21 protein-coding genes and 1 pseudogene are annotated in these 19,726 nt (G+C 64.5%); 9 read left to right on the top strand and 13 right to left on the bottom strand.

Annotation, left to right across the window (positions count from 1 at the left end):
- Positions 1–187: 187 nt before the first annotated feature.
- Positions 188–409 (bottom strand): hypothetical protein, encoded by a 222-nt coding sequence (locus tag GR328_RS26790; RefSeq protein ID WP_205789669.1) that lies wholly within the window; start codon positions 407–409, stop codon positions 188–190.
- Here GR328_RS26790 and GR328_RS28725 point away from each other — a divergent pair.
- Both GR328_RS28725 and GR328_RS27080 read left to right on the top strand, forming a co-directional pair.
- Positions 312–722 (top strand): cytochrome c biogenesis protein CcdA, encoded by a 411-nt coding sequence (locus tag GR328_RS28725; RefSeq protein ID WP_484502538.1) that lies wholly within the window; start codon positions 312–314, stop codon positions 720–722. The two genes, GR328_RS26790 and GR328_RS28725, sit on opposite strands and share 98 nt — an antisense overlap.
- A gap of 3 nt (positions 723–725) precedes the next feature.
- Positions 726–1,013: a hypothetical protein gene (locus GR328_RS27080; protein ID WP_246215627.1), complete on the top strand. Its 288-nt coding sequence runs from the start codon at positions 726–728 to the stop codon at positions 1,011–1,013.
- A 342-nt stretch (positions 1,014–1,355) separates the two neighbouring features.
- Here the strand turns inward: GR328_RS27080 and trxB are convergent, their stop codons facing one another.
- The 3 genes and pseudogenes from trxB to GR328_RS02325 all read right to left on the bottom strand — a co-directional run bounded on the left by trxB (position 1,356) and on the right by GR328_RS02325 (position 3,830).
- On the bottom strand, positions 1,356–2,360 hold the full coding sequence (gene trxB / locus GR328_RS02335) for a thioredoxin-disulfide reductase (protein WP_160882897.1): 1,005 nt from the start codon (positions 2,358–2,360) through the stop codon (positions 1,356–1,358).
- 265 nt (positions 2,361–2,625) lie between these two features.
- Positions 2,626–2,805, bottom strand: a pseudogene (locus GR328_RS27075) (thioredoxin-disulfide reductase); the annotation flags it as partial.
- Positions 2,805–3,830 (bottom strand): mitochondrial fission ELM1 family protein, encoded by a 1,026-nt coding sequence (locus tag GR328_RS02325; RefSeq protein WP_160882895.1) that lies wholly within the window; start codon positions 3,828–3,830, stop codon positions 2,805–2,807. The pseudogene GR328_RS27075 and the gene GR328_RS02325, both read right to left, overlap by 1 nt.
- A 145-nt stretch (positions 3,831–3,975) precedes the next feature.
- Between GR328_RS02325 and GR328_RS02320 the strand changes: the two genes are divergently transcribed.
- On the top strand, positions 3,976–4,482 hold the full coding sequence (locus tag GR328_RS02320) for an Lrp/AsnC family transcriptional regulator (RefSeq protein WP_205789668.1): 507 nt from the start codon (positions 3,976–3,978) through the stop codon (positions 4,480–4,482).
- A 13-nt stretch (positions 4,483–4,495) separates the two neighbouring features.
- On the opposite strand, the gene GR328_RS02315 is transcribed toward GR328_RS02320, so the two are convergent.
- The 3 genes from GR328_RS02315 to carB form a co-directional block, all read right to left on the bottom strand.
- Positions 4,496–5,002 carry a twin-arginine translocation signal domain-containing protein gene (locus GR328_RS02315; protein ID WP_205789667.1) on the bottom strand — a complete coding sequence of 169 codons (507 nt, stop codon included), beginning with the start codon at positions 5,000–5,002 and terminating at the stop codon, positions 4,496–4,498.
- A 34-nt stretch (positions 5,003–5,036) separates the two neighbouring features.
- Positions 5,037–5,513, bottom strand: a complete 477-nt coding sequence (greA, locus tag GR328_RS02310) for a transcription elongation factor GreA (protein ID WP_160882893.1) — start codon at positions 5,511–5,513, stop codon at positions 5,037–5,039.
- Positions 5,514–5,620: 107 nt separating this feature from the next.
- Complete coding sequence (gene carB / locus GR328_RS02305; RefSeq protein ID WP_160882892.1) at positions 5,621–9,091, bottom strand: carbamoyl-phosphate synthase large subunit; 3,471 nt, start codon at positions 9,089–9,091, stop codon at positions 5,621–5,623.
- 203 nt (positions 9,092–9,294) lie between these two features.
- Between carB and GR328_RS02300 the strand changes: the two genes are divergently transcribed.
- Together GR328_RS02300 and GR328_RS02295 are read left to right on the top strand one after the other, a co-directional pair.
- The gene (locus tag GR328_RS02300) at positions 9,295–10,116 is read left to right on the top strand and encodes an SDR family NAD(P)-dependent oxidoreductase (protein ID WP_160882891.1); all 822 of its coding nucleotides are present in this window, start codon (positions 9,295–9,297) and stop codon (positions 10,114–10,116) included.
- A complete protein-coding gene (locus GR328_RS02295; protein ID WP_343039257.1) occupies positions 10,113–10,508 on the top strand; it encodes a GtrA family protein in 396 nt (131 codons plus the stop codon). The genes GR328_RS02300 and GR328_RS02295 overlap by 4 nt, the downstream gene beginning before the upstream one ends.
- A 57-nt stretch (positions 10,509–10,565) precedes the next feature.
- Here the strand turns inward: GR328_RS02295 and GR328_RS02290 are convergent, their stop codons facing one another.
- From GR328_RS02290 to carA, 4 genes are all read right to left on the bottom strand, one after another.
- On the bottom strand, positions 10,566–11,267 hold the full coding sequence (locus GR328_RS02290) for a class I SAM-dependent methyltransferase (RefSeq protein WP_160882890.1): 702 nt from the start codon (positions 11,265–11,267) through the stop codon (positions 10,566–10,568).
- Positions 11,268–11,308: 41 nt separating this feature from the next.
- Positions 11,309–11,857 carry a cupin domain-containing protein gene (locus tag GR328_RS02285; protein WP_160882889.1) on the bottom strand — a complete coding sequence of 183 codons (549 nt, stop codon included), beginning with the start codon at positions 11,855–11,857 and terminating at the stop codon, positions 11,309–11,311.
- A gap of 74 nt (positions 11,858–11,931) precedes the next feature.
- Positions 11,932–12,306, bottom strand: coding sequence for a hypothetical protein (locus GR328_RS02280; protein WP_160882888.1), 375 nt, complete (start codon positions 12,304–12,306; stop codon positions 11,932–11,934).
- A gap of 319 nt (positions 12,307–12,625) precedes the next feature.
- Positions 12,626–13,825, bottom strand: coding sequence for a glutamine-hydrolyzing carbamoyl-phosphate synthase small subunit (carA, locus tag GR328_RS02275; RefSeq protein WP_160882887.1), 1,200 nt, complete (start codon positions 13,823–13,825; stop codon positions 12,626–12,628).
- A 144-nt stretch (positions 13,826–13,969) separates the two neighbouring features.
- On the opposite strand from carA, the gene GR328_RS02270 reads away from it, so the two are divergent.
- On the top strand, positions 13,970–14,428 hold the full coding sequence (locus GR328_RS02270; protein WP_160882886.1) for a GatB/YqeY domain-containing protein: 459 nt from the start codon (positions 13,970–13,972) through the stop codon (positions 14,426–14,428).
- 233 nt (positions 14,429–14,661) lie between these two features.
- Here GR328_RS02270 and GR328_RS02265 read toward each other — a convergent pair whose 3' ends face one another.
- On the bottom strand, positions 14,662–15,417 hold the full coding sequence (locus tag GR328_RS02265) for an oxygen-binding di-iron domain-containing protein (RefSeq protein ID WP_160882885.1): 756 nt from the start codon (positions 15,415–15,417) through the stop codon (positions 14,662–14,664).
- A gap of 147 nt (positions 15,418–15,564) precedes the next feature.
- Between GR328_RS02265 and GR328_RS02260 the strand changes: the two genes are divergently transcribed.
- A complete protein-coding gene (locus GR328_RS02260) occupies positions 15,565–16,152 on the top strand; it encodes a TetR/AcrR family transcriptional regulator (RefSeq protein ID WP_160882884.1) in 588 nt (195 codons plus the stop codon).
- A 129-nt stretch (positions 16,153–16,281) separates the two neighbouring features.
- Here GR328_RS02260 and GR328_RS02255 read toward each other — a convergent pair whose 3' ends face one another.
- Entirely contained in the window at positions 16,282–16,866 is a 585-nt protein-coding gene (locus tag GR328_RS02255) for a cysteine hydrolase family protein (RefSeq protein ID WP_160882883.1), read from the bottom strand.
- Between the two features lie 121 nt (positions 16,867–16,987).
- On the opposite strand from GR328_RS02255, the gene GR328_RS02250 reads away from it, so the two are divergent.
- Both GR328_RS02250 and dnaG read left to right on the top strand, forming a co-directional pair.
- Complete coding sequence (locus GR328_RS02250; RefSeq protein WP_160882882.1) at positions 16,988–17,419, top strand: Lrp/AsnC family transcriptional regulator; 432 nt, start codon at positions 16,988–16,990, stop codon at positions 17,417–17,419.
- A 379-nt stretch (positions 17,420–17,798) separates the two neighbouring features.
- A complete protein-coding gene (gene dnaG / locus GR328_RS02245; RefSeq protein WP_160882881.1) occupies positions 17,799–19,697 on the top strand; it encodes a DNA primase in 1,899 nt (632 codons plus the stop codon).
- The last annotated feature ends 29 nt before the right edge of the window (positions 19,698–19,726 follow it).

Raw genomic sequence — 19,726 nt, 5'->3', positions numbered from 1 at the left:
TTCCGGTTGCGAGGTCCCCCTGTCGCTCAAACCGATTCACCGTGGCCGTGCTCATGGCCCTGTTCGTCGGCCCGGCCGGGGCAGGGGCGTAGTTTGACGGGCTGCGACCCGACGAGCTCTTCGGTCTGAGCGCCTCGAGTGGGCCGGGCCGCAACCTGCACCTCGATGGGTCCATCACTCCGGATGTCTATCTCGACCGGAACAGGACAGCCGTCACCGCGACGCCCTCGGGCGAGCGGCCGCTTTCGATCCGGACCGGTCCGGCAAGCGCAGGGTCGATCCCACCTTCGGCGAGACCGGGGTCTACCTGGATGCCGCCGGGTGACGATTCCCGCCGCCGAACTCGGGGCGCGGCTCCATCGCGCACGATCCATGGCACTTGCCAGGGATGTGCCGAGAAGCTGGGCATCTGCTCCTTGTCCGTGACAAAGTCAGTCGGCCTCGCGACCCTGGCGGCGTTCCTCGGCTTCGTCCTCCTGCTCACCTTCACACCCTGCGCGCGGCCGATGATCCCAAGCCTGTCGGGCATGCTGACCGGCAACGGAGGACAGCTTTCGGCGGGCAGGAGATTCGCTCTCTCGACTAGTACGTGGTGGCCATGGCGGCCGCCAACGGGCTGCTCGGCGTTGCCGCCGCGGACTACAACTGCCCCTTCTGCAAGAAGGTCCCGCCGACCTGGAACGCTTCGTCCGAACCGGCGGCAGCATCCAGCTCGTCAATAAGGATTGGCCCGCCATCACGCCCTCACCCCTTCATGGGGCGCAGGTGGCCCTGGCCGCGCGTATCAGGGGAAGGCGGCGCTCTTCGGCTTTGTCGGCGTTCCCGCGAACCAGCGCCTCGCGGTGGGACAGGGCGCGATCATAACGGCTCGCGTCCAGCAGCTTGCCGACCTGTTCGGGCCCGAAGCCGCCAGTCCGGTCGCGACCCTGTTCATCTGGACCAACAGCGACCAGCCCCTAGCCAGATCGGTGCGGGGGCACCTCGGGCAGTGGACGGTACTCAGGCGCTGGTGACGCCTTTCGGCATCACAAGCCTCCTCGGCCGTGAGACCAGAAGTCTCAAACCTCTCGCCGCAGTTAGGGCAGTGATATTGCACGCATATTGGTACCGGTAACCCTTCCACGCCAAGTTGCTGAGGCTACCTTCGACTTCGAGGGCGGATCCCGCTAAACCCGAATCCCGCAAGACAGGAGAGGGCACGACCTCTTGCCCCGCGTCGGCTTCGGCCGTTCCGCGGCTCCAAGGCCAGGCCTGGGCCCGGCTTTGGTGCTTCTGGATTGTGTAACCGAAATGCTAAGCCCGTGGGTTCCGCACTCTGCAAGGGCGCTCGCAAACGGGAACGCCCTGCCGAAGTTCTAATCCCAGGCGCCGATCATCTGCTCTTCTTGCTTCTCGATCGAGCGGGTGACCGGATCAGGTGAATGCTCGGCCAGGAATTTTTCGGCTTCCAGGGCCGCCATGCACCCCATACCGGCGGAGCTAATGGCCTGCCGGAACACCGGGTCGATAACATCGCCGGCCGCCATGCACCCGGAAACGGACGTTTTCGTCGACCACGAGCCAACCTTGATGTAGCCAGCTTCATCCATGTCGAGCTGATCTCGGAACAGCTTGGTCGCGGGGTCATGGCCAATGGCGACGAAAAGGCCGTCTGTGGAGAGCTCCTTCGTCTCGCCCGTGTTCGCATCACGGATCCGAACGCCCGTCACCGATTTCATAGGCTCCTGCTTTCCGAGAACCTCGTCGATGACGTGGTTCCAGATCACCTCGACGTTCGGCTTGGCCAGGAGACGGTCCTGAAGGATTGGTTCCGCACGGAAGCGGTCACGACGATGGACTACAGTGACCTTGGCGGCGATGTTCGAAAGATAGAGAGCTTCTTCGACCGCAGTGTTGCCGCCGCCAACAACCACAACGTTCTTGTTGCGATAGAAGAAACCATCGCAGGTCGCACAGGCTGAAACCCCGTACCCATTAAAGAACTCTTCCGAGGGCAGTCCCAGCCATCGAGCCTGGGCTCCCGTTGCGATGATGAGAGCATCGGCCACGTAGACGTCGCCCGAGTCACCCTCAGCCCGGAACGGCCGCTTTGAGAGATCGACATTGACGATCGTGTCGTAAACCAGATTGGCGCCGACATTTTCGGCCTGCTGCTTCATCTGCTCCATCAGCCACGGTCCCTGAACGGGTTCCGCGAACCCAGGGTAGTTCTCGACATCCGTCGTGATGGTGAGTTGGCCGCCGGGCTGCATGCCAGTCACAAGGAGCGGCTTCAGGTTGGCACGAGCAGCGTAGATGGCGGCGGTATATCCAGCCGGTCCGGCCCCGATGATCAGGACCTTGGTGTGATGCGTGTTCATAGTGAAATCTCAGGAATCTAAAGGGGCATCGGATGAATGTGCATTACGCCGCGTGTTTATTCTCAGCGCTCAAAGCATTGTCGTTCAAGGCAGACTGGTTTGAATACACGCACTCGGTGAGGTCATCTGGTTCAGAGAAGGCCCCGAAGCCACCGGGAATATTGGTGCTGGTCGAGCCCGGCTTCACCTGGAGATACCCGCCGGGTTTCATGTCGCGCCATCCACCGAACAGTTCGGTCGAAGGCTTGTGACCGGTGGCGGAGTCCCGGATCACTTTGGCGAAACCCGGATAGTTCCCGACATCCGTGGTGATCATGAGCTCTCCGCCGGGCTTGAGGCCCGAGATCATGGCGGGCTCGAGCAGAGCGCGCGCCGCATGGATCGCTGCCGTGTAGCCTGAGGGCTCCGAGCCGATGACGATGAGCTTGGCGTGAGAATGGGCCATCAGGACGTCTCCAGTGAAAACGCAATGTCCGGCAAACCAAGGGAGCGGCAGTGAAGGCTGAAGCCCCGGACAATGGCAGCAGCAATCCTAGGCGTCGAATTTAGGGGTTCGTAGGCCTGTCCTACAAGATGGCCCTCGAACGGATGCACAATTCCATGGGCCCTCAGACGCTCCATGTAAATACCGAGCTTCGGATGTCCGCCGGAAGGTTCGAAGACCAGGATCGGCTTTCCCGAGGCGGCCGCTTCTCCGATCATGTTGAAGGAATCTGCCGTCGCCACGATGAAATCGGCGAGACCGAGCAGGGCCACATAAGGATTCTCTCCGGGGGCCTCGCCGGTCCCGTCCCAAAAGAAGGCCCCATGACGGGCGGCAAGGGCGATCAATGCCATCCGCAGGGGGGTCGGAGTGCGGCGGGAGGCCGTGATCATCAGCCCGGCGCCCGATCGGGCGAGGGTGGACAGGTGCTGGACGAAGCGACCGATATCCTGATCCGTGAACCGGTGATGCCGGCTGTCGCCGCCGACGAGCACTCCGACGCGGGGTCTGGGCAGGGCCGCGAGGCGCGGATCGGGATGCGCTCGCGCCTCCTCGATCTTCCGGGCGGAGACGCGGTGCGGTGGGGTCAGCGTGGTCAGCACGTTGGGCCCGCGCAGGCGGTCGTAATCCGGTGCCCAGATGAGGTCGGCCGTGTTCGGCCCCGTGCGGGGGTCCTTGAGAAAAACCGTATAGGTCCGCCCTCCCGAGGCCCGTTTGACGAAGCGCAGATAAGGCACCGCCCGGCGGCCGGAGGCGAGGAGGAGATCGGGATAGGGCGGGGCGATGGGACTGCCAGGCCGGCTCGGCCTCTCCCGAGGATCGATGGGACCCCAGGGCATCATCCAGGTGAAGGGCGCACGGGGCCTGACGCGGCGGATTTCCGGCTGAATCCCCAGAGCCTCGGCCACGCTCAGGCCCTGAAGCTCGTCACCGGCCTTGCCGTCGCTCAGGACCCAGGTAAGGGGGCTGGAAATGTCGCGCAACATTCGATCAACGAGCCTGTGGAGTTCAGATGGTTCGTTGCGACTTAATCGCCCGTCCCGCTTGTGCAGACCCTTTACACGGTCTACTCAGCCAAGACGAGTTTTTTGCTTGAGGGGTGCATGATCCGGGCCGTGAGGCCCGTCCGATATGCGCTCCATTGGAGTGACCGTGCGCGGACGCCTCGATTCGATTGACTGGGCTATTCTGAGGGAACTGCAGGCCGACGGCAGCATCACCAATGTTGAGCTGGCCCGCCGTGTCGGACTGTCGGCGCCCCCGTGTCTGCGCCGTGTGCGCGCGCTCGAAAGCGCCGGCATCATCAAGGCCTACCGGGCCATTCTCGACCCCAAGGGTCTGGGCTTCGAGATCGTGTGCTTCGCCATGGTGCAGCTCGATATCCAGGGCAAGAAAGAGCTTCAGGAATTCGAGCAGCGGGTGAAGGACTGGCCCATGGTCCGCGAATGCTGGACCCTGTCGGGCGACATCGATTTCATCATGAAATGCGTGGCCCCGAACCTCGCTTCCTTCCAGAGCCTCGTCTCCGAACTCACGTCCCTGCCCAACGTGCGCAACGTCCGGACAGCGCTCACCCTCGATCTGATCAAGGACGAGCCGCTGGTGCCGATCGACGACATTGCGGAAGTAGCCGAGTAAGCCCCGGCCCGGGTCAGAGCCTGCGCCGCAGCCAGCGCACATAATGCTGCGCCAAGGCGACGGCGCGGCCCGGTTCATCAGGGTCGGTGCTTCTCCTCGCCACGTCGAGCACCGCGTGCTGCGGATGGCGGGCCAGGATCTGGCCCCTCGGGCCGATCGCCAGGGCTTCCCCGTCCATGCCGTCGTGGTTTCCGCCCCCGCCGCCACGGCCGCGCGAGCCCGACCCGGGGTCGGGAGAGGCTGTCAGGAATACGTCAGTGATGAGGAGGACGAAACGTGGGCCGCGCGGGTCGATCCGGTCCGCAAAGGAGCGGTGCAGCTCGTCAAGGGCCGCCTGCCGGATGAGATCGGCGAACGGACCCCATCCTTTCGCCTTGAGCGGCTCGACATCGACGAAGAACGACGAGAACGCCCGGGGAAAGGCCTGGGCCCGGGCCGGGGCGTGCGCCAGCAGGCCCGCACCCGCAAGACCGGTGCAGGCGAGGGTTTTCAGAAATGAGCGGCGGGATGGAGGGGGCATGATCTGATCTCTCATTGGCTGCCCCCTCGTCGCATCAGACTCTGAACTGAACCCCGACGACCTCATAGGATTTGCCGCCCCCGGGGGTCGACACCTCCACCGTATCGCCGATGGTCTTGCCCATCAGGGCGCGGGCAATGGGGGAGGCGACCGAGACGCGGCCGGAACGGACGTCGGCCTCGGGCTCGCCTACGATCTGGTAGGTCTTTTCTTCCTCGGTGTCTTCGTCCACCAGCTTCACGGTCGCACCGAACTTGATCCGGTCGCCCGAGAGCTTGGAGATATCAATGACTTCCGCACGGGAAATCAGGCTCTCCAGCTCAAGGATACGGCCCTCGTTGAGGGACTGGGCTTCCTTGGCGGCATGGTATTCGGCGTTTTCCGACAAGTCGCCGAGCGCGCGCGCTTCCGCGATCGCCTGGATGATCCGCGGGCGCTCGACCTGTTGCCGATGCTTGAGTTCTTCCTCGAGCGCCGCAAAACCCTTGATCGTCAGAGGGACCTTGTCCATCGTTTATCTCGTCCAAAAAGAGGTACGAGGCCGCTGTTTCCAGCGCCCTCGCAAGTCAACGAAAACTCCACTGAAGCTTCGCAGTTCCATTGTGCAGGCCCGAGGCCTCAGGCGAAATAGTCCTGAAGCGCTCGAACCTCGAGATCGCCGCCGAGATAGGCCTTGATGCCCTCGGCTGCAGCGATCGCTCCTGCAAGAGTGGTGTAGTAAGGTATCTTATGCAAGAGGGCAGCTTGCCGAAGTGAGCGAGAATCTGACAAGGCGCCCGCACCTTCGGTGGTATTGAACACCAGCTGGATGTCGCCGTTCTTCATGGCATCGACCACGTGGGGGCGGCCTTCGAGCACCTTGTTGATGCGCTTGGCCTTGACGCCCTGTTCCGCGAGATACTTCTGGGTGCCCGCGGTCGCCAGGACCTGGAAACCGGCCTCTTCCAGCATCCGGACCGCCGGAAGAATGCGGGGCTTGTCCGAGTCGCGGACCGACACGAACAGGGTTCCCGTCTTGGGCAGCTGGCTTCCGGCGCCGAGCTGGCTCTTGGCGAAGGCCACGCCGAAGCTCCGGTCGAGGCCGATGACCTCGCCCGTCGAGCGCATTTCCGGCCCGAGCAGTACGTCCACGCCCGGGAAGCGGGCGAAGGGGAAGACGGCCTCCTTGACGCCGATATGCGGCAGCTCCTTCGGGGTCAGGGCAAACCTGGCCAGGGGCTCGCCGGCCATGATCCGGGCCGCGATCTTGGCGATGGGTTCGCCGATGACCTTGGCCACGAAGGGCACCGTGCGCGAGGCGCGGGGGTTGACCTCGAGAACGTGGATCGTGCCGTCCTTGATGGCGTATTGCACGTTCATCAGGCCGCCCACGTCGAGAGCGAGGGCCAGGGCCTTCGTCTGGCGCTCCAGCTCCGCGATGATCTCCTCCGAAAGCGAGCGCGGTGGCAGGGAACAGGCGGAATCGCCGGAGTGGATGCCCGCCTCTTCGATATGCTCCATGATCCCGGCGATGAACACCTCCTTGCCGTCGCAGAGGCAGTCCACGTCGACCTCGATGGCATCCGAGAGATAGCGGTCGAAGAGCAGGGGGTTCTTGCCGAGAACCGTGTTGATCTGACCCGTCTTGTCGTTGGGGTAGCGAGCCTTGATGTCGGAGGGAATCAGGCTGGGCAGGGTGCCGAGCAGGTAATCCTCGAACTGGGTCTCGTCCCGGACGATCGCCATCGCGCGGCCGCCGAGCACATAGGACGGGCGCACCACGAAGGGCAGGCCGAGATCGGCGGCGATCAGGCGGGCCTGCTCCACCGAATAGGCGATGCCGTTCTTGGGCTGCTTCAGATGCAGTTTGTCCAGGAGGCGCTTGAACCGGTCCCGGTCCTCGGCGAGGTCGATGGCGTCGGGGGAGGTGCCGAGGATCCTCACATCCGCCTCCTCCAGGGCGCGGGCGAGCTTGAGCGGCGTCTGGCCGCCGAACTGCACGATCACGCCGTGGAGGGTGCCCTTGGAGCGCTCGGTCTCGATGATCTCCAGCACGTCCTCCTGCGTCAGCGGCTCGAAATAGAGCCGGTCGGAGGTGTCGTAGTCGGTCGAGACCGTCTCCGGGTTGCAGTTGATCATGATGGTCTCGAAGCCCGCGTCTTTCAGCGCGAAGCAGGCGTGGCAGCAGCAATAGTCGAACTCGATGCCCTGGCCGATCCGGTTGGGGCCGCCGCCGAGGATGATCACCTTTCTGGCGTCCGACGGATTGGCCTCGTCCGCGGGGTTGCCCGCGAACGGAGCGGTGTAGCTCGAGTACATGTAGGCGGTGGGCGAGGCGAACTCCGCCGCACAGGTATCGATGCGCTTGAATACCGGGCGTACCCCGAGGGCGCGGCGCGCCTCGCGCACCTCCGCCTCGGTCGTTCCGGCCAGCACCGCGAGCCGCGCGTCGGAGAAGCCCAGCGCCTTGATCTGGCGGAAGGCGCCCGGCGTCTTCGGCAGGCCGTGGGCCTTCACCTTGGCTTCCATGTCGACGATGTCCTGGAGCTGCTCCAGGAACCAGCGGTCGATCTTGCAGGACTCGTAGACCTCGTCGTGGCTGATGCCGAGGCGAAGGGCCTGGGCCACCTTCAGGATGCGGTCCGGGGTGGGGGTGCCGAGGGCGGCCTTGATGGCGTTTTTATCGTCGCCCTTGCCGAGGCCCTCGATCTCGATCTCGTCGAGGCCGGTGAGGCCGGTTTCGAGGGAGCGCAGGGCCTTCTGCAGGGATTCCGGGAAGGAGCGCCCGATGGCCATGGCCTCGCCCACGGACTTCATGGCCGTCGTGAGGGTGGGCTCGGCACCGGGGAACTTCTCGAAGGCGAAGCGCGGGATCTTCGTGACCACGTAGTCGATGGTGGGCTCGAACGATGCGGGCGTCGCGCCGCCGGTGATGTCGTTGGCGATCTCGTCGAGCGTATAGCCTACGGCGAGCTTGGCCGCGACCTTGGCGATGGGGAAGCCCGTCGCCTTGGAGGCGAGCGCCGAGGAGCGCGACACGCGCGGGTTCATCTCGATCACGATCATGCGCCCGTTCTCCGGGTTGATCGCGAACTGCACGTTTGAGCCGCCGGTCTCGACGCCGATCTCGCGCAGAACAGCCAGCGAGGCGTCACGCATGATCTGGTATTCTTTGTCCGTGAGCGTCAGTGCCGGCGCGACCGTGATCGAATCGCCCGTGTGGACCCCCATCGGATCGAAGTTCTCGATGGAGCAGATGATGATGCAGTTGTCCGCCTTGTCGCGGACGACCTCCATCTCGTACTCCTTCCAGCCGAGCACGCTCTCCTCGATCAGCACCTCGTTGGTGGGGGAGGCATCCAGGCCGCGCTCGACGATGTCGAGGAACTCCTCGCGGTTGTAGGCGATGCCTCCGCCGGTGCCGCCCATGGTGAATGAGGGACGGATGATGGCGGGCAGACCCACTTCGGCGAGGGCGAGCAGGGCCTCGCCCATGGCGTGCTCCTGGTAGCGCTTGCGGCGGTCGTTCTCGCCCGCGTCCCACTTCAGCTTGTAGGCGGCAATCATGCGCTTCTTGTCGCCCGGGTGCATATCCATGGCTTCGAGCCGCGCGAGCTCGGCCAGATAGGCATCCCTGTCGGCCTTCTTGAGAGCCGATGCGTTGGCCAAGCGGGACTTCGGGGTGTCGAGGCCGATCTTGGTCATGGCCTCGCGGAAGAGCTGGCGGTCCTCGGCCTTGTCGATGGCCTCCGCCGTCGCGCCGATCATCTCGACGCCGAACTTCTCGAGGACGCCCATCTTCTTCAGCGAGAGGGCGCAGTTCAGCGCCGTCTGGCCGCCCATCGTGGGAAGGATCGCGTCCGGGCGTTCCTTCTCGATGATCTTGGCCACGATCTCGGGCGTGATCGGCTCCACATAGGTGGCGTCCGCGAGATCGGGATCGGTCATGATCGTCGCGGGATTCGAATTCACCAGGACGACGCGATAGCCTTCCTCCTTCAGGGCCTTGACGGCCTGCGTGCCCGAATAATCGAACTCGCAGGCCTGACCGATGATGATCGGCCCTGCGCCGATGATGAGAATGGAGGAGATGTCTGTCCGCTTCGGCATTGGCCCACCCAGGCGTGTCCAGCCGCGCGGCCGCTCTATGCGGCACTTCAAGCGCAGCCGGGATGTGTCAGATTGAAGGTTGAGTGAGGCTCTTACACGGACACGCTGCAAATTCAAAGGCCCGAGCCATCATTTGGCGACAGGTACCCGCATGCGGCATGATCGCAGGCCGTTGAGCGGCAGGAACCCGAGGGAGATAAGGGATGGCTGAGGACGCGCGCTGGGCGGTGATTACCGGGGCATCGAGCGGGATCGGTGCGGAGCTTGCCCGGATTTTCGCCGCGAGAGGCTATTCCCTTGTCGTCGCGGCCCGACGGCACGAGCGCCTGGAAGCCTTGGCCGAGGAAATCCAGGGAGCCCATGACATCCCCGTGGAAGTCATGGCCCTCGACCTCGAGGACCGCGAGGCGCCCCAGGATCTCGTCGAGATGCTCAGGGACCGGGGCATCCAGGTTCATACCCTCGTGAACAATGCGGGATTCGGCCTGAGGGGGACCTTCGCGACGATGCCGTTCGAGCGGCAGATCGCCATGATCGACGTGAATGTCACGGCGCTGACGGCCCTTTGCCGCCTGCTCTTGCCCGGTATGCTGGAGCGCGGGCGAGGCGGCATCCTGAATGTGGCCTCCACCGCGGCCTTCCAGGCCGGGCCCTACATGGGGGTCTATTACGCCACCAAGGCCTATGTGCTGTCCTTGTCCGAGGCGCTGCACGAAGAGGCCAAGCCTCATGGCGTGACGGTGACGGCCCTCTGTCCCGGGCCGACGGAGAGCGAGTTTTCCTCGACGGCGGACCTCGAGAATACCAAGCGGTTCACCCAGGGCGCGATGTCCGCGGCCCAGGTGGCCCGGATCGGGATCGACGGCTACGAAGCGGGCAGGGCCATCGTGGTCGCGGGAGCGTCCAACCGGCTGGGGACACTGGGAGCCAAGCTCCTACCACGCGCCGTCATCCGCCGGATTGCCGGGACCCTTCAGCGCGGCGAGGTGACGAAGCCCGCGGGAGACGCTAACGAGGAGGGGTGAACGCGCTTTCTCCCTTCCACCGCCTGTCCCGTCAGTTCGCAGCCTTCTTCGGAGTAGGGCTGGCGGCGGCTCTGGTGCATTTCGGCTTGCTCATCCTTCTCGTCGAGGGAGGAGGGGCCCATCCCGTCCCTGCGACGCTCGCCGGCTACGTGGCGGGCGGGTCGGTGTCGTATGCGCTGAACCGCAGGCATACTTACAAAAGCAGCCGCCCGCACCGGGAGGCGACATGGCGCTTCGCGGCGGTCGCCTTCGTCGGGTTCCTTCTGACATGGTTTCTCATGCATGTTCTGGTGGAATGGCTCGGAGGTCCCTACCTGCCGGCGCAGGTGGCGACCACAGGCGTGGTGATGCTCTGGAGCTTTCTGGCTCACAAGATCTGGACGTTCGCTTAGAGCATTCTTCGGCGAGCGGAAAAGAGATGATTCGGCGCAAGCGGAACAGCCCTGGGCTCAGGCGGCGTCGGCCGCCCGCCCGATGAAGGTCATTCGCGCTTGGTTGTGACCGAGATTGCGGGCGGCGCGGCGCGGCTCGAACCCGGCATCCTGGAGGATGTCGATCACCTCGTCCTCGCTGTATTGCGCAAGGCCGATCTCCTCGCGGAGCTTGCGGTACTCGGAGAAAGCGGTGCGGGCGAGGCCCGTGAGGGCCGCTATCAGGAAACCGCCATGCCACGCGAATGAGAGAAGCGCCTTGGCATCCGTGACCGGACTCACGTCCGGCGGGATCACATCCGCGATGACGAGCCTGCCGTCACTCTTCAGCTTCGCGCGCCAGAGCTTGAGCAAGGAGCGCAGCTCGTCGAGGGACAGGTATTGCAGGAGCGAATTCACCACGACGAGGTCGAGGGATTCATCGGCGAGACCGGCAACCTGCGCGGGAGACAGGATCGCGATGCGCTCGTTCCCGCCGAACCTGGCCTGCAGCCGCTCCCGGACGAGGGGCGCGGCATCGCTCAGGTAGAGCTTCGCGCACTTGGCCGCGACCTGATCGGCAAAGAGGGCCTCGCCGCAGCCGTAATCGAGCACGCTCGCCTCGGGCGACGGGACGAGACCGACGATGTCGTTCGCCACGAGCCTGTAATGCAACAGCTTGTGCCGCTCGCCCGAATAGATCGGGGTGTCTTGGTTCCAGTAGTCCCGCCAGCTCGCCATGGGCTAGGTTCTAGCCCATGCTCAAGCCTCCGTCATCTCGCTCAGGACCATAGCTTCGTCAACGGGCCGTTCGCTCCGTCAACAGGATCGGCAGCGGGGAGCGGAACCTGTGCGATCCGCTGCTGGGAGGATGCCAGCGCTCCGGGATCATCCCGGACCGTGTCGTAGTCCCGGCCGTCCGGATAGGCGCCGACTACGGCGAAGTCGTCGCTCGCGTTGATCAGGGCATGGGCCACGCCTGCCGGGATGATGACGACGTCACCTGCGGAGACGGCGACGAGTTCCCCCTCTTCCCCGCCGAAGCGCACGGAGGCGGAGCCCGAGGCGATGCCCAGCACCTCGTGGGTGTTCGGGTGATAGTGGTGGTAATCGTGGATGGTGTCCAACCACGCATTGGTCCAGCCGTTCTTGGCAAAGGTGGCCTTGAAGGCCTTCGCCGGGTCGTCCTGGGCCGGCGAAACGGCGCCGCGGCGGACGATCAGCGGCAGGGACGAGTTGGGCACGATGCCGTTGCTTTGAAAGACGTATGTCTCCGTGCCGAGCGGTGCGTTGTAGCCGCTCGGATCGCCATATCCTTTTGCCTGAGCCATGCGGATCTCCCTTTTCGTTGCAAGGGGGAACGCATGGCCCGGGCGAAAGATCGAGCTGGACCGTGACGTAAGGCTCACATGCCGAGCAGCATCGCCGCGACGGCGCGGTCGATGGAGAGATAGAACATGACGAAGGCTACCGCTCCCGCGATTCCGAACTCGACGGCTTGGTTCCGCAGCAGACGAAATTTGGCGAAGACGTTCTGGCCGAAGATCGAGATCAGCCATGCCGTCGTGAGCACCACGGGGAAGACGAAGAGATAGGACCAGGTGCTCTCAACCTGGCCTACATTGGAAGGGTCAATCAGCGGGCGGATGTTGCGCACCCAGGGAGCGTAGGCGGCAGCATAGAGCGAGGTCAGCCAGGACAGGGTGACGGCAACGCCGAGGTGAAAGGTGAAGAGATTGTGCCAGCGGCTGAATTCGCCGGAATCGGAATCGAAATCCATCGGTGAAACCCCCGAAACATGACCTGGAATCATTGATTTTTATGGTTAACCGTTTGTTACTGCGGTCCAGGCGACGGAGGCAACATACGCATTTGTCGCGTATATCGGCGTCTTGGACCGCTTACGCAAAGCGCTGACAAAGCAGCGTATATGTTATAAGATATAACCGGATGCGGCCGCAAGAGGAAGAACGGCGGAATTCGCGATTGCCGCGCAACGGTTCGAGGGAGCGCCTCTACCTGTATGGGGCCGCCGAAGGCCGGCTCGGTTCTCGGCCGGCCTCCGAAATGTGACGGTTCGTTATCCGGAAACGCCAGGACTATTCTTTCGCCTTGCCCTCATCCATCAGCTTTACGAAGCGATCGAAGAGGTAGTGGCTGTCCTGAGGGCCGGGGGACGCTTCGGGATGGTACTGCACCGAAAACGCGGGACGGTCGGTCAGCGCGATGCCGCAATTCGAGCCGTCGAACAGGGACACATGGGTTTCCACGGCGTTCGTTGGGAGCGTTCCCGGATCCACCGCGAAGCCGTGATTCATAGAGGTGATCTCCACCTTGCCCGTGGTCTTGTCCTTCACCGGATGGTTCGCGCCGTGATGCCCCTGGTGCATCTTCTTGGTCTTGGCGCCCACGGCCAGGCTCAGCATCTGGTGGCCAAGGCAGATGCCAAAGGTTGGGATTCTCTTCTCGAGCACCTTCCGGATCACCGGCACGGCATATTCGCCGGTCGCGGCCGGGTCGCCTGGTCCGTTGGAGAGGAACACGCCGTCGGGGTTGAGGGCCAGCACGTCCTCGGCGGTTGCCGTGGCGGGCACGACGGTCACCTTGCAGCCGGCGCGGGCGAGAAGGCGCAGGATGTTGCGCTTCACGCCGTAATCGATCGCGACGACGTGGTGTTTCGGCTCGGCCTGCTGATGGCCGTAGCCTTCACCTTTGGTCCATGTGGTCTCGTCCCAGTGGAAACGCTGGTTGCTGGTGACCAGCGGCACGAGATCCAGCCCGTCCATCGAAGGGAGGGCGGCAGCCTTGGCCTTGAGGGCTTCGAGATCGAACGCGCCTTTCGGGTTGTGGGCGATGACGGCGTTCGGCATGCCCTTGTCGCGGATCAGAGCCGTGAGCGCGCGGGTGTCGATGCCCGAGAGCCCGACGATCTGGCGGGATTTGAGCCAGGCGTCGAGGTCGCGGGAGGCGCGCCAGTTGGAGGGCTCGGTGATGGAGGCTGCCAGCACCACGCCGCGCACGCCCGAGGACGAGGCGGCGTTCACGCTCTCGATGTCCTCTTCGTTCGTGCCCACGTTTCCGATATGCGGGAAGGTGAAGGTGATGATCTGCCCGGCGTAGGAGGGGTCGGTCAGAATCTCCTCGTAGCCCGTCATCGCCGTGTTGAAGCAGACCTCGCCGGTCGCCTCGCCCTCTGCGCCGACGCCGAAGCCTTCCAGCACCGTGCCGTCCTGAAGCACGAGAACGGCCGTTGCGCGCGGCTCTTCCCAGCCACCCGCCGTGTCTTTGTCTTGCAGCATCGTCATGATCTCTTGTAAGTCCGGGGCCGACAGGCCGTGCTTGAGCAGGCCCGTACCGGGCCGCCGTGAACTGTCCCCGTGACTTAAGGGGCCGCTCGCGTCCCGTCAACGCTTGAGCCGCTTTAAATTCAAAGGAGATCCGCAATGCTGCGCGAACGTTTCACCGCCGACATGAAGGAGGCCATGAAGGCCGGGGACAAGGGCAGGCTAGGCGCGATCCGCCTGATCCAAGCCGCCCTGAAGGACAAGGACATTGAGGCCCGCGGCACCGGCAAGGAGCCGCTGTCGGACGAAGAGATTCTGGCTTTGCTGCAGAAAATGGTGAAGCAGCGCCAGGAATCGATCGCCATGTACGAGCAGGGCGGCCGCACTGAGCTCGCTCAATCCGAGAAGAACGAGGTCGAGGTCATCTCCTCCTACCTTCCCAAGCAGATGGACGAGGCCGAGACGAAGTCCGCGATCGAAGCCGCCATCGCCGAGACGGGCGCCGCCTCCATGAAGGACATGGGGAAGGTCGTGGGGGCGCTGCGCGCTAAGTATGCGGGACGCATGGACTTCGCCAAAGCCAGCGGCCTGGTCAAGGAGATGCTCCCGAAGGGGTGACCGCTCCTGCTTGCCGAGGGGCGGCTCGTCCGCTCACCGCTTTTCCAGGATCGCGGTTCGCCAGTTTGCGCGAACCGCGACCGGAGCGGTTTCTGACTCTTTCCGAACATGAATGGCGGCGAGCAATCGCGAGAGAATGGCCAGCCAGGCAAATCGAAGCATGTATTTTTTCCGTACCTTGATCTTCCTAGGGGGCGAGTGCGCCGAATCCTCAAGAGCCCTTCGCCAATAGTCTAGGCATTCTTGCCTTCCATGATCGCTTGCCTGAAGTCGGCGGTGCGACGGTCGTAGTCATCCGCGAGCGCGTGAAGCGCGGCCTGACAATCGCCCGAAAAGGACGAGCCGTGCATCAGGGCCAGGGTGCGCGGCGCCAGCTTCGCGAGGTCCCGGATCGTCGCTCCCATGTTCGGGCTGAGGCCGGAATATTTGAACAGGTCCTCGCCCGCGATCGCCGGACCGACGATGTCTCCGTCGGTCAGGGCCGGTCCATCGCCGAGTTGGGTGAAGAGGTCGCCGCACAGCAGGGTCCCAGTCGATTCTTCATAAACGACGCCCGCATCCCAGCCGTGCGGCGTATGCGGGGTGTCGATGTAGCGGACCCTCTTCCCGCCGCCCAGGTCGATCACTTCGCCGTCCTTCAGCTCGCGGGGCGTGCGATCCGCCATGTCGTTCACCGACACGTTGCAGCCCGTGTAGCCGTGGGCGAGCTGCGCCTGCGGGGAGACGGCGAGCCATTCGTTCATCGCGCCGCACTCGTCGGCCTCATAATGGCCCCATGTGATCCAGCGCAGACGCTCGAGCGGAATGATGCGGCTCACCGCGTCCCGGTTCAGCGGGAACATCTTCCGTAGGCCGGTGTGAAACATGAGCGGCTCGTCGCCCAGGATCAGGAACTGGTTGAAGGTGAATCCGGCCGGCGGGGCGATCTGCGGCACGTAGGTCGAGAGCCTGTAGATGCCGTTCGCAATTTCACTGATCTTGGTTTCCATGACTTCCTCCACGCAATCATCTGGATGGATACCGTCGGCCATAAGGGAACGATGGACGCCGGCACGTTTTTAATTGTACATGCGTGTGTATTGAAATTCGGAGGCCCCGTCAATATGATTGCACATGCGTGTGTACCGAAATAGGCCATGGCACGGACATACACCCTCAAGCGGCGCGCAGAGCAGCAGGCGGAGACCCGACGCCGCATCGTCGAGGCCGCGGTGGAGTTGCACAGCACTGTCGGGCCGGCGCTTACGACCGTCAGCATGGTGGCTGAGCGGGCCGGCGTTCAGCGGCACACGTTCTATGCGCATTTTCCGGACGAGCGCAGTCTTCACATGGCCTGCTCGGGGATGGCGATGGAGCGCGATCCTTTGCCCGATTCCGCAGTCTGGAGCGGGGTGGAGGACCAGGGCGAGCGCCTCCGGGTTGGCCTCCTCGCGATCTATGGCTGGTACGAGCGCAATGCCGATATGGCGGCGTGTGTGCTGCGTGATGCCGAGTATCATCCCCTCACAAGGGAAATCGCCGAGCTGCGCTTCGGGCCGTACATGGCGGCTTACGGCACCGTTCTCGGTGAGTCGCTGAGTGCGGAGCAGCGTGCGGTGCTCAGGCTCGCACTCAGCTTCTTTACGTGGCGGACCCTGGTGCGCGAAAGCGCTCTCGACCAAGACGCCGCGGTCGAAGCGATGGTTCAAGCCATCCGTTGCGCCAGGGGAGGCGAGAAGCGCTAATCCCGTTCCCCCGGTGGAGTGGGGCCGAGGCGAAATGGCGCGGCTCGGTGAGGGTTGATCGCCAGGGATTCACCTTCTCCGCGCCCGGTTCCGCTCCGGCCGCGCACATCGTCCGGCGGTCGTGCGGCTTCAGGTTGCAACCGCCCTGGTCCCCGCGAGCGCCCGAACCAGGTCCCGCGTGGTGACGACCCTGGCGAACTCGAAGCCCAGCGTCGCCACATGGGCCGCATGGATAACCTCGGCCGGAATGGTGCCGCCCCGGCCGTCGGGCAGGTCGAAGCAGTCGCAGGCGTCCTCCACCAGGATCATGCGGTAGCCCAGATTGGCCCCCATCCGCACGGTGGTCGACACGCACATGTCGGTCGAGATGCCGTAAGCAAAGATGGTATCGGTCCCGAGCCGCCGGAGACGCTGCTCGAGATCGGTGCCGATGAAGGCCGAGTTCACGCTCTTGGCGACGAGCGGCTCATCTCCCTGCGGGCCGAAACCGTCCCGGAACGCGTTGCCCGGCCGGCCGGGCGCGAGGGTCGAGCCGGGCTCGACGGAATCGTGCCTGACATGGATGACGGGCATCTTCGCCGCCCGCCAAGCACCGAGCAGCGACAGCCCGTTGGCGTCGACGGCCCCGTTCCAGCGGCGTGGCCAGGAGGGATCGTCGAAAGCCTTCTGCATGTCGATGGGCAGAAGAACTGCGTTCAAGAGATCGGGGAACATTGGGAACTCCTGTGGAATGCTGCCCGAGCTTCCACGAATCCTCTGCCGGTTTCACTCGACAAGATGACGGTCTGACCGGCTAAATGCCGGTCGCATTCACTTTCGCGGCTGACGGGGCGCCATGCTGGACCACAAGGACAGGATCATCGTTGCGGCCTTGCGGAAGAACGCCCGTGAGAGCCTCGTGGGTCTTGCCCGCAGCGTAGGACTGTCCCGCAGCGCCACCCAGGAGCGGATGCGCCGCCTGGAGCGCGAAGGCATCATCAAGGGCTACACAGTGAATCTCGGCCTGGAGCACGATCCCGCCGTGAAGGCCATGATCGCCGTGACCTTCGAGCCGGGCTTCCGCTGCAAGCAGGTGGTGCCTGTGCTGTCCGGCATTCCCGAAATCACGGCCTGCCACTCCCTGACGGGCTCCATCGATCTCATGGTCATGGTGGCCTGCGATTCCAATGCGATCCTCAACGCGATCAGGGATCAGGTCGCCGCGGTGAAGGGGGTGGCGACCGCTACGACCCATATCGTGCTGGCGACCGAATGGTCGCGCGAGTGAGGCGCACCTCCGGGCTTCCCGTCGAAGGAGCCCGCCTTGCCCTTGATCGCGGCTTCATATCCTCCAGATGGCGCATCCTTTCGGCGCCCTGGCCGTCTGCGGACGTGATCCGGGGATCGGTTGGCCCTCCCGATGCGAAGAGCGTGACGCTTCGGAGGATCGGGATTGCCGGTACAAGGCCGGGGACGACGACCCATGGGCGGGCCGAAGGCAGGGGCTCCCGGTCCTTCGAGAGGCCGGATGAGGAGAAAAGCCGGAACCAAGGTCCGTAAACGCAGCCAAGCCTGTGGATTGCGGGCACAGAACAGCTTGGCCGCGATGTTTCTCCCTCCGGCGCGAACGCCCTAGTTTATGGAGCAAGTTTGGAGATACACGCCTCGTGCGCTACCCGCCCCAAATCCTCGAGGAGATCCGCGCCCGGCTGCCGGTTTCGGCCGTCGTGGGCAAGCGCGTGCGCTTGAAGAAGGCGGGGCGGGAATGGAAGGGCCTGTCGCCCTTCAATGCGGAGAAGACGCCGTCCTTCTACGTGAATGACCAGAAGCAGTTCTATCATTGCTTCTCCTCCGGCAAGCACGGCGACATCTTCACCTTCCTGATGGAGACGGAGGGGCTCTCCTTCCCCGAGGCCGTCGAGCGGCTGGCCGGGGAAGCGGGAGTGCCTCTGCCCAAGCTCACGCACGAGGACCGGGCGGAGGAGGTGAAGCGCAGGACGCTCTACGACGTCATGGACATGGCGGCGGAGTTCTTCGAAGCCTCGCTCCAGGGCCGCTTCGGCCTGAAGGCGCGCGATTATCTGGCGGGACGGTCCTTGGGCCCGGAGACGCAGAAGCGCTTCCGGATCGGCTATGCGCCGCCGGAGCGCTTCGCCCTGCGCGACCATCTGGCGGGCAAGGGCATCTCCATCGAGATGATGGCGGAGGCGGGCCTGCTGATCGCGGGCGAGGACGTGAAGGTGCCCTACGACCGCTTCCGCGACCGGGTGATGTTCCCGATCTGCGACGTTCGGGGCCGCGTGATCGCCTTCGGCGGGCGCGCCATGAGCGCCGACGTGCCGGCGAAATATCTGAACTCGCCGGATACGCCGCTCTTCAACAAGGGGCGGCTCCTCTACAACTACCATCTCGCCCGGCAGCCCGCGCACGACCTGGGCACCGTGATCGCGGTGGAAGGCTATGTGGACGTGATCTCGCTCTCCGTCGCGGGATTTCCCAATGCGGTCGCGCCCCTGGGCACGGCCCTCACGGAGGATCAGCTCAGCCTGCTGTGGCGCCTCTCCGACGAGCCGGTCCTGTGCTTCGACGGCGACCGGGCCGGGCAGCGCGCCGCCTATCGCGCCCTCGACACGGCGCTGCCGAGCCTGACCGCCGGGAAATCCCTGCGCTTCGCCCTCCTGCCCGAGGGCCAGGACCCGGACGATCTCGTCCGGTCCGGAGGCCGGACGGCCGTCGAGCGGGTGCTGGCCGCGGCCAAGCCCCTGGTCGATATCCTCTGGGCCCGGGAGACCGAGGCCGCGCCATTGGACACCCCGGAGCGGCGGGCGGCCCTGGACCAGCGGCTCCGCGAATCACTTGCGCTGATTCGCGACGAAACCCTGAAAAGGTACTACCGGGAGGAGATCGAAAGCCGCCTTGCGGCCTTGAGTCCCGATTCTCGAGCCAGCCGGTTCAAACGTCACGGCGGCGCGGGTCGGCGCGATTTTCGCGGGCCCGCACCGACGACGCCGAGCGCTCGCCTGAGCGTATCGCCGCTCCTGGCGCGAAGCCCCCTTTTCACCGGCGGAACGGCGGAAAGTCCCCGGGAGGCGATGATCCTCTGCACCTTTCTGGCGCATCCGAACCTTATTCAGGATCACGCGGAAACCCTTGCAGGCCTTGAACTTGAAGGGCGCGCCGCCCAAATGATGCGCAGTCTCCTGCTGGACGGTGCCGCCAGCGGCGAGCCAGCCGATCCGAGCGTGATGCTGGCTCGCCTGGAGCGTGCCGGGCTGATCCAGGCGGCGGACAGGCTCAGCTCCCTGGTCCGTCCCGGGGACCGCTGGATGCTCGATCCGCATGCGGATTCCTTGCGGCTTGAGGACGCATTGAGGCAAGCCATCACCTTGCATCGCCGTGCGCGCACGTTACATAGCGAACTTCGGGCCGCCGAGCGTGCGCTCGCCGAAGAGGACAACGAGGCTAATCTCGCTTGGCTGCGAGAGGTCCAGAACCAGTTGTCCTCCGTCGAGGGTGCCGAGGCCGACTTGGACAAGAACGGGTCCGCTGGGGGAGCCGGTTTCTAAGAGACGGAATGTGGCTCAATACGGGCAGG

Source organism: Microvirga makkahensis (assembly GCF_009830105.1).
GTDB lineage: Bacteria > Pseudomonadota > Alphaproteobacteria > Rhizobiales > Beijerinckiaceae > Microvirga > Microvirga makkahensis.
Note: the sequence above shows the minus strand (reverse complement) of the source record. Positions and strands in the feature narration are given on the sequence as shown.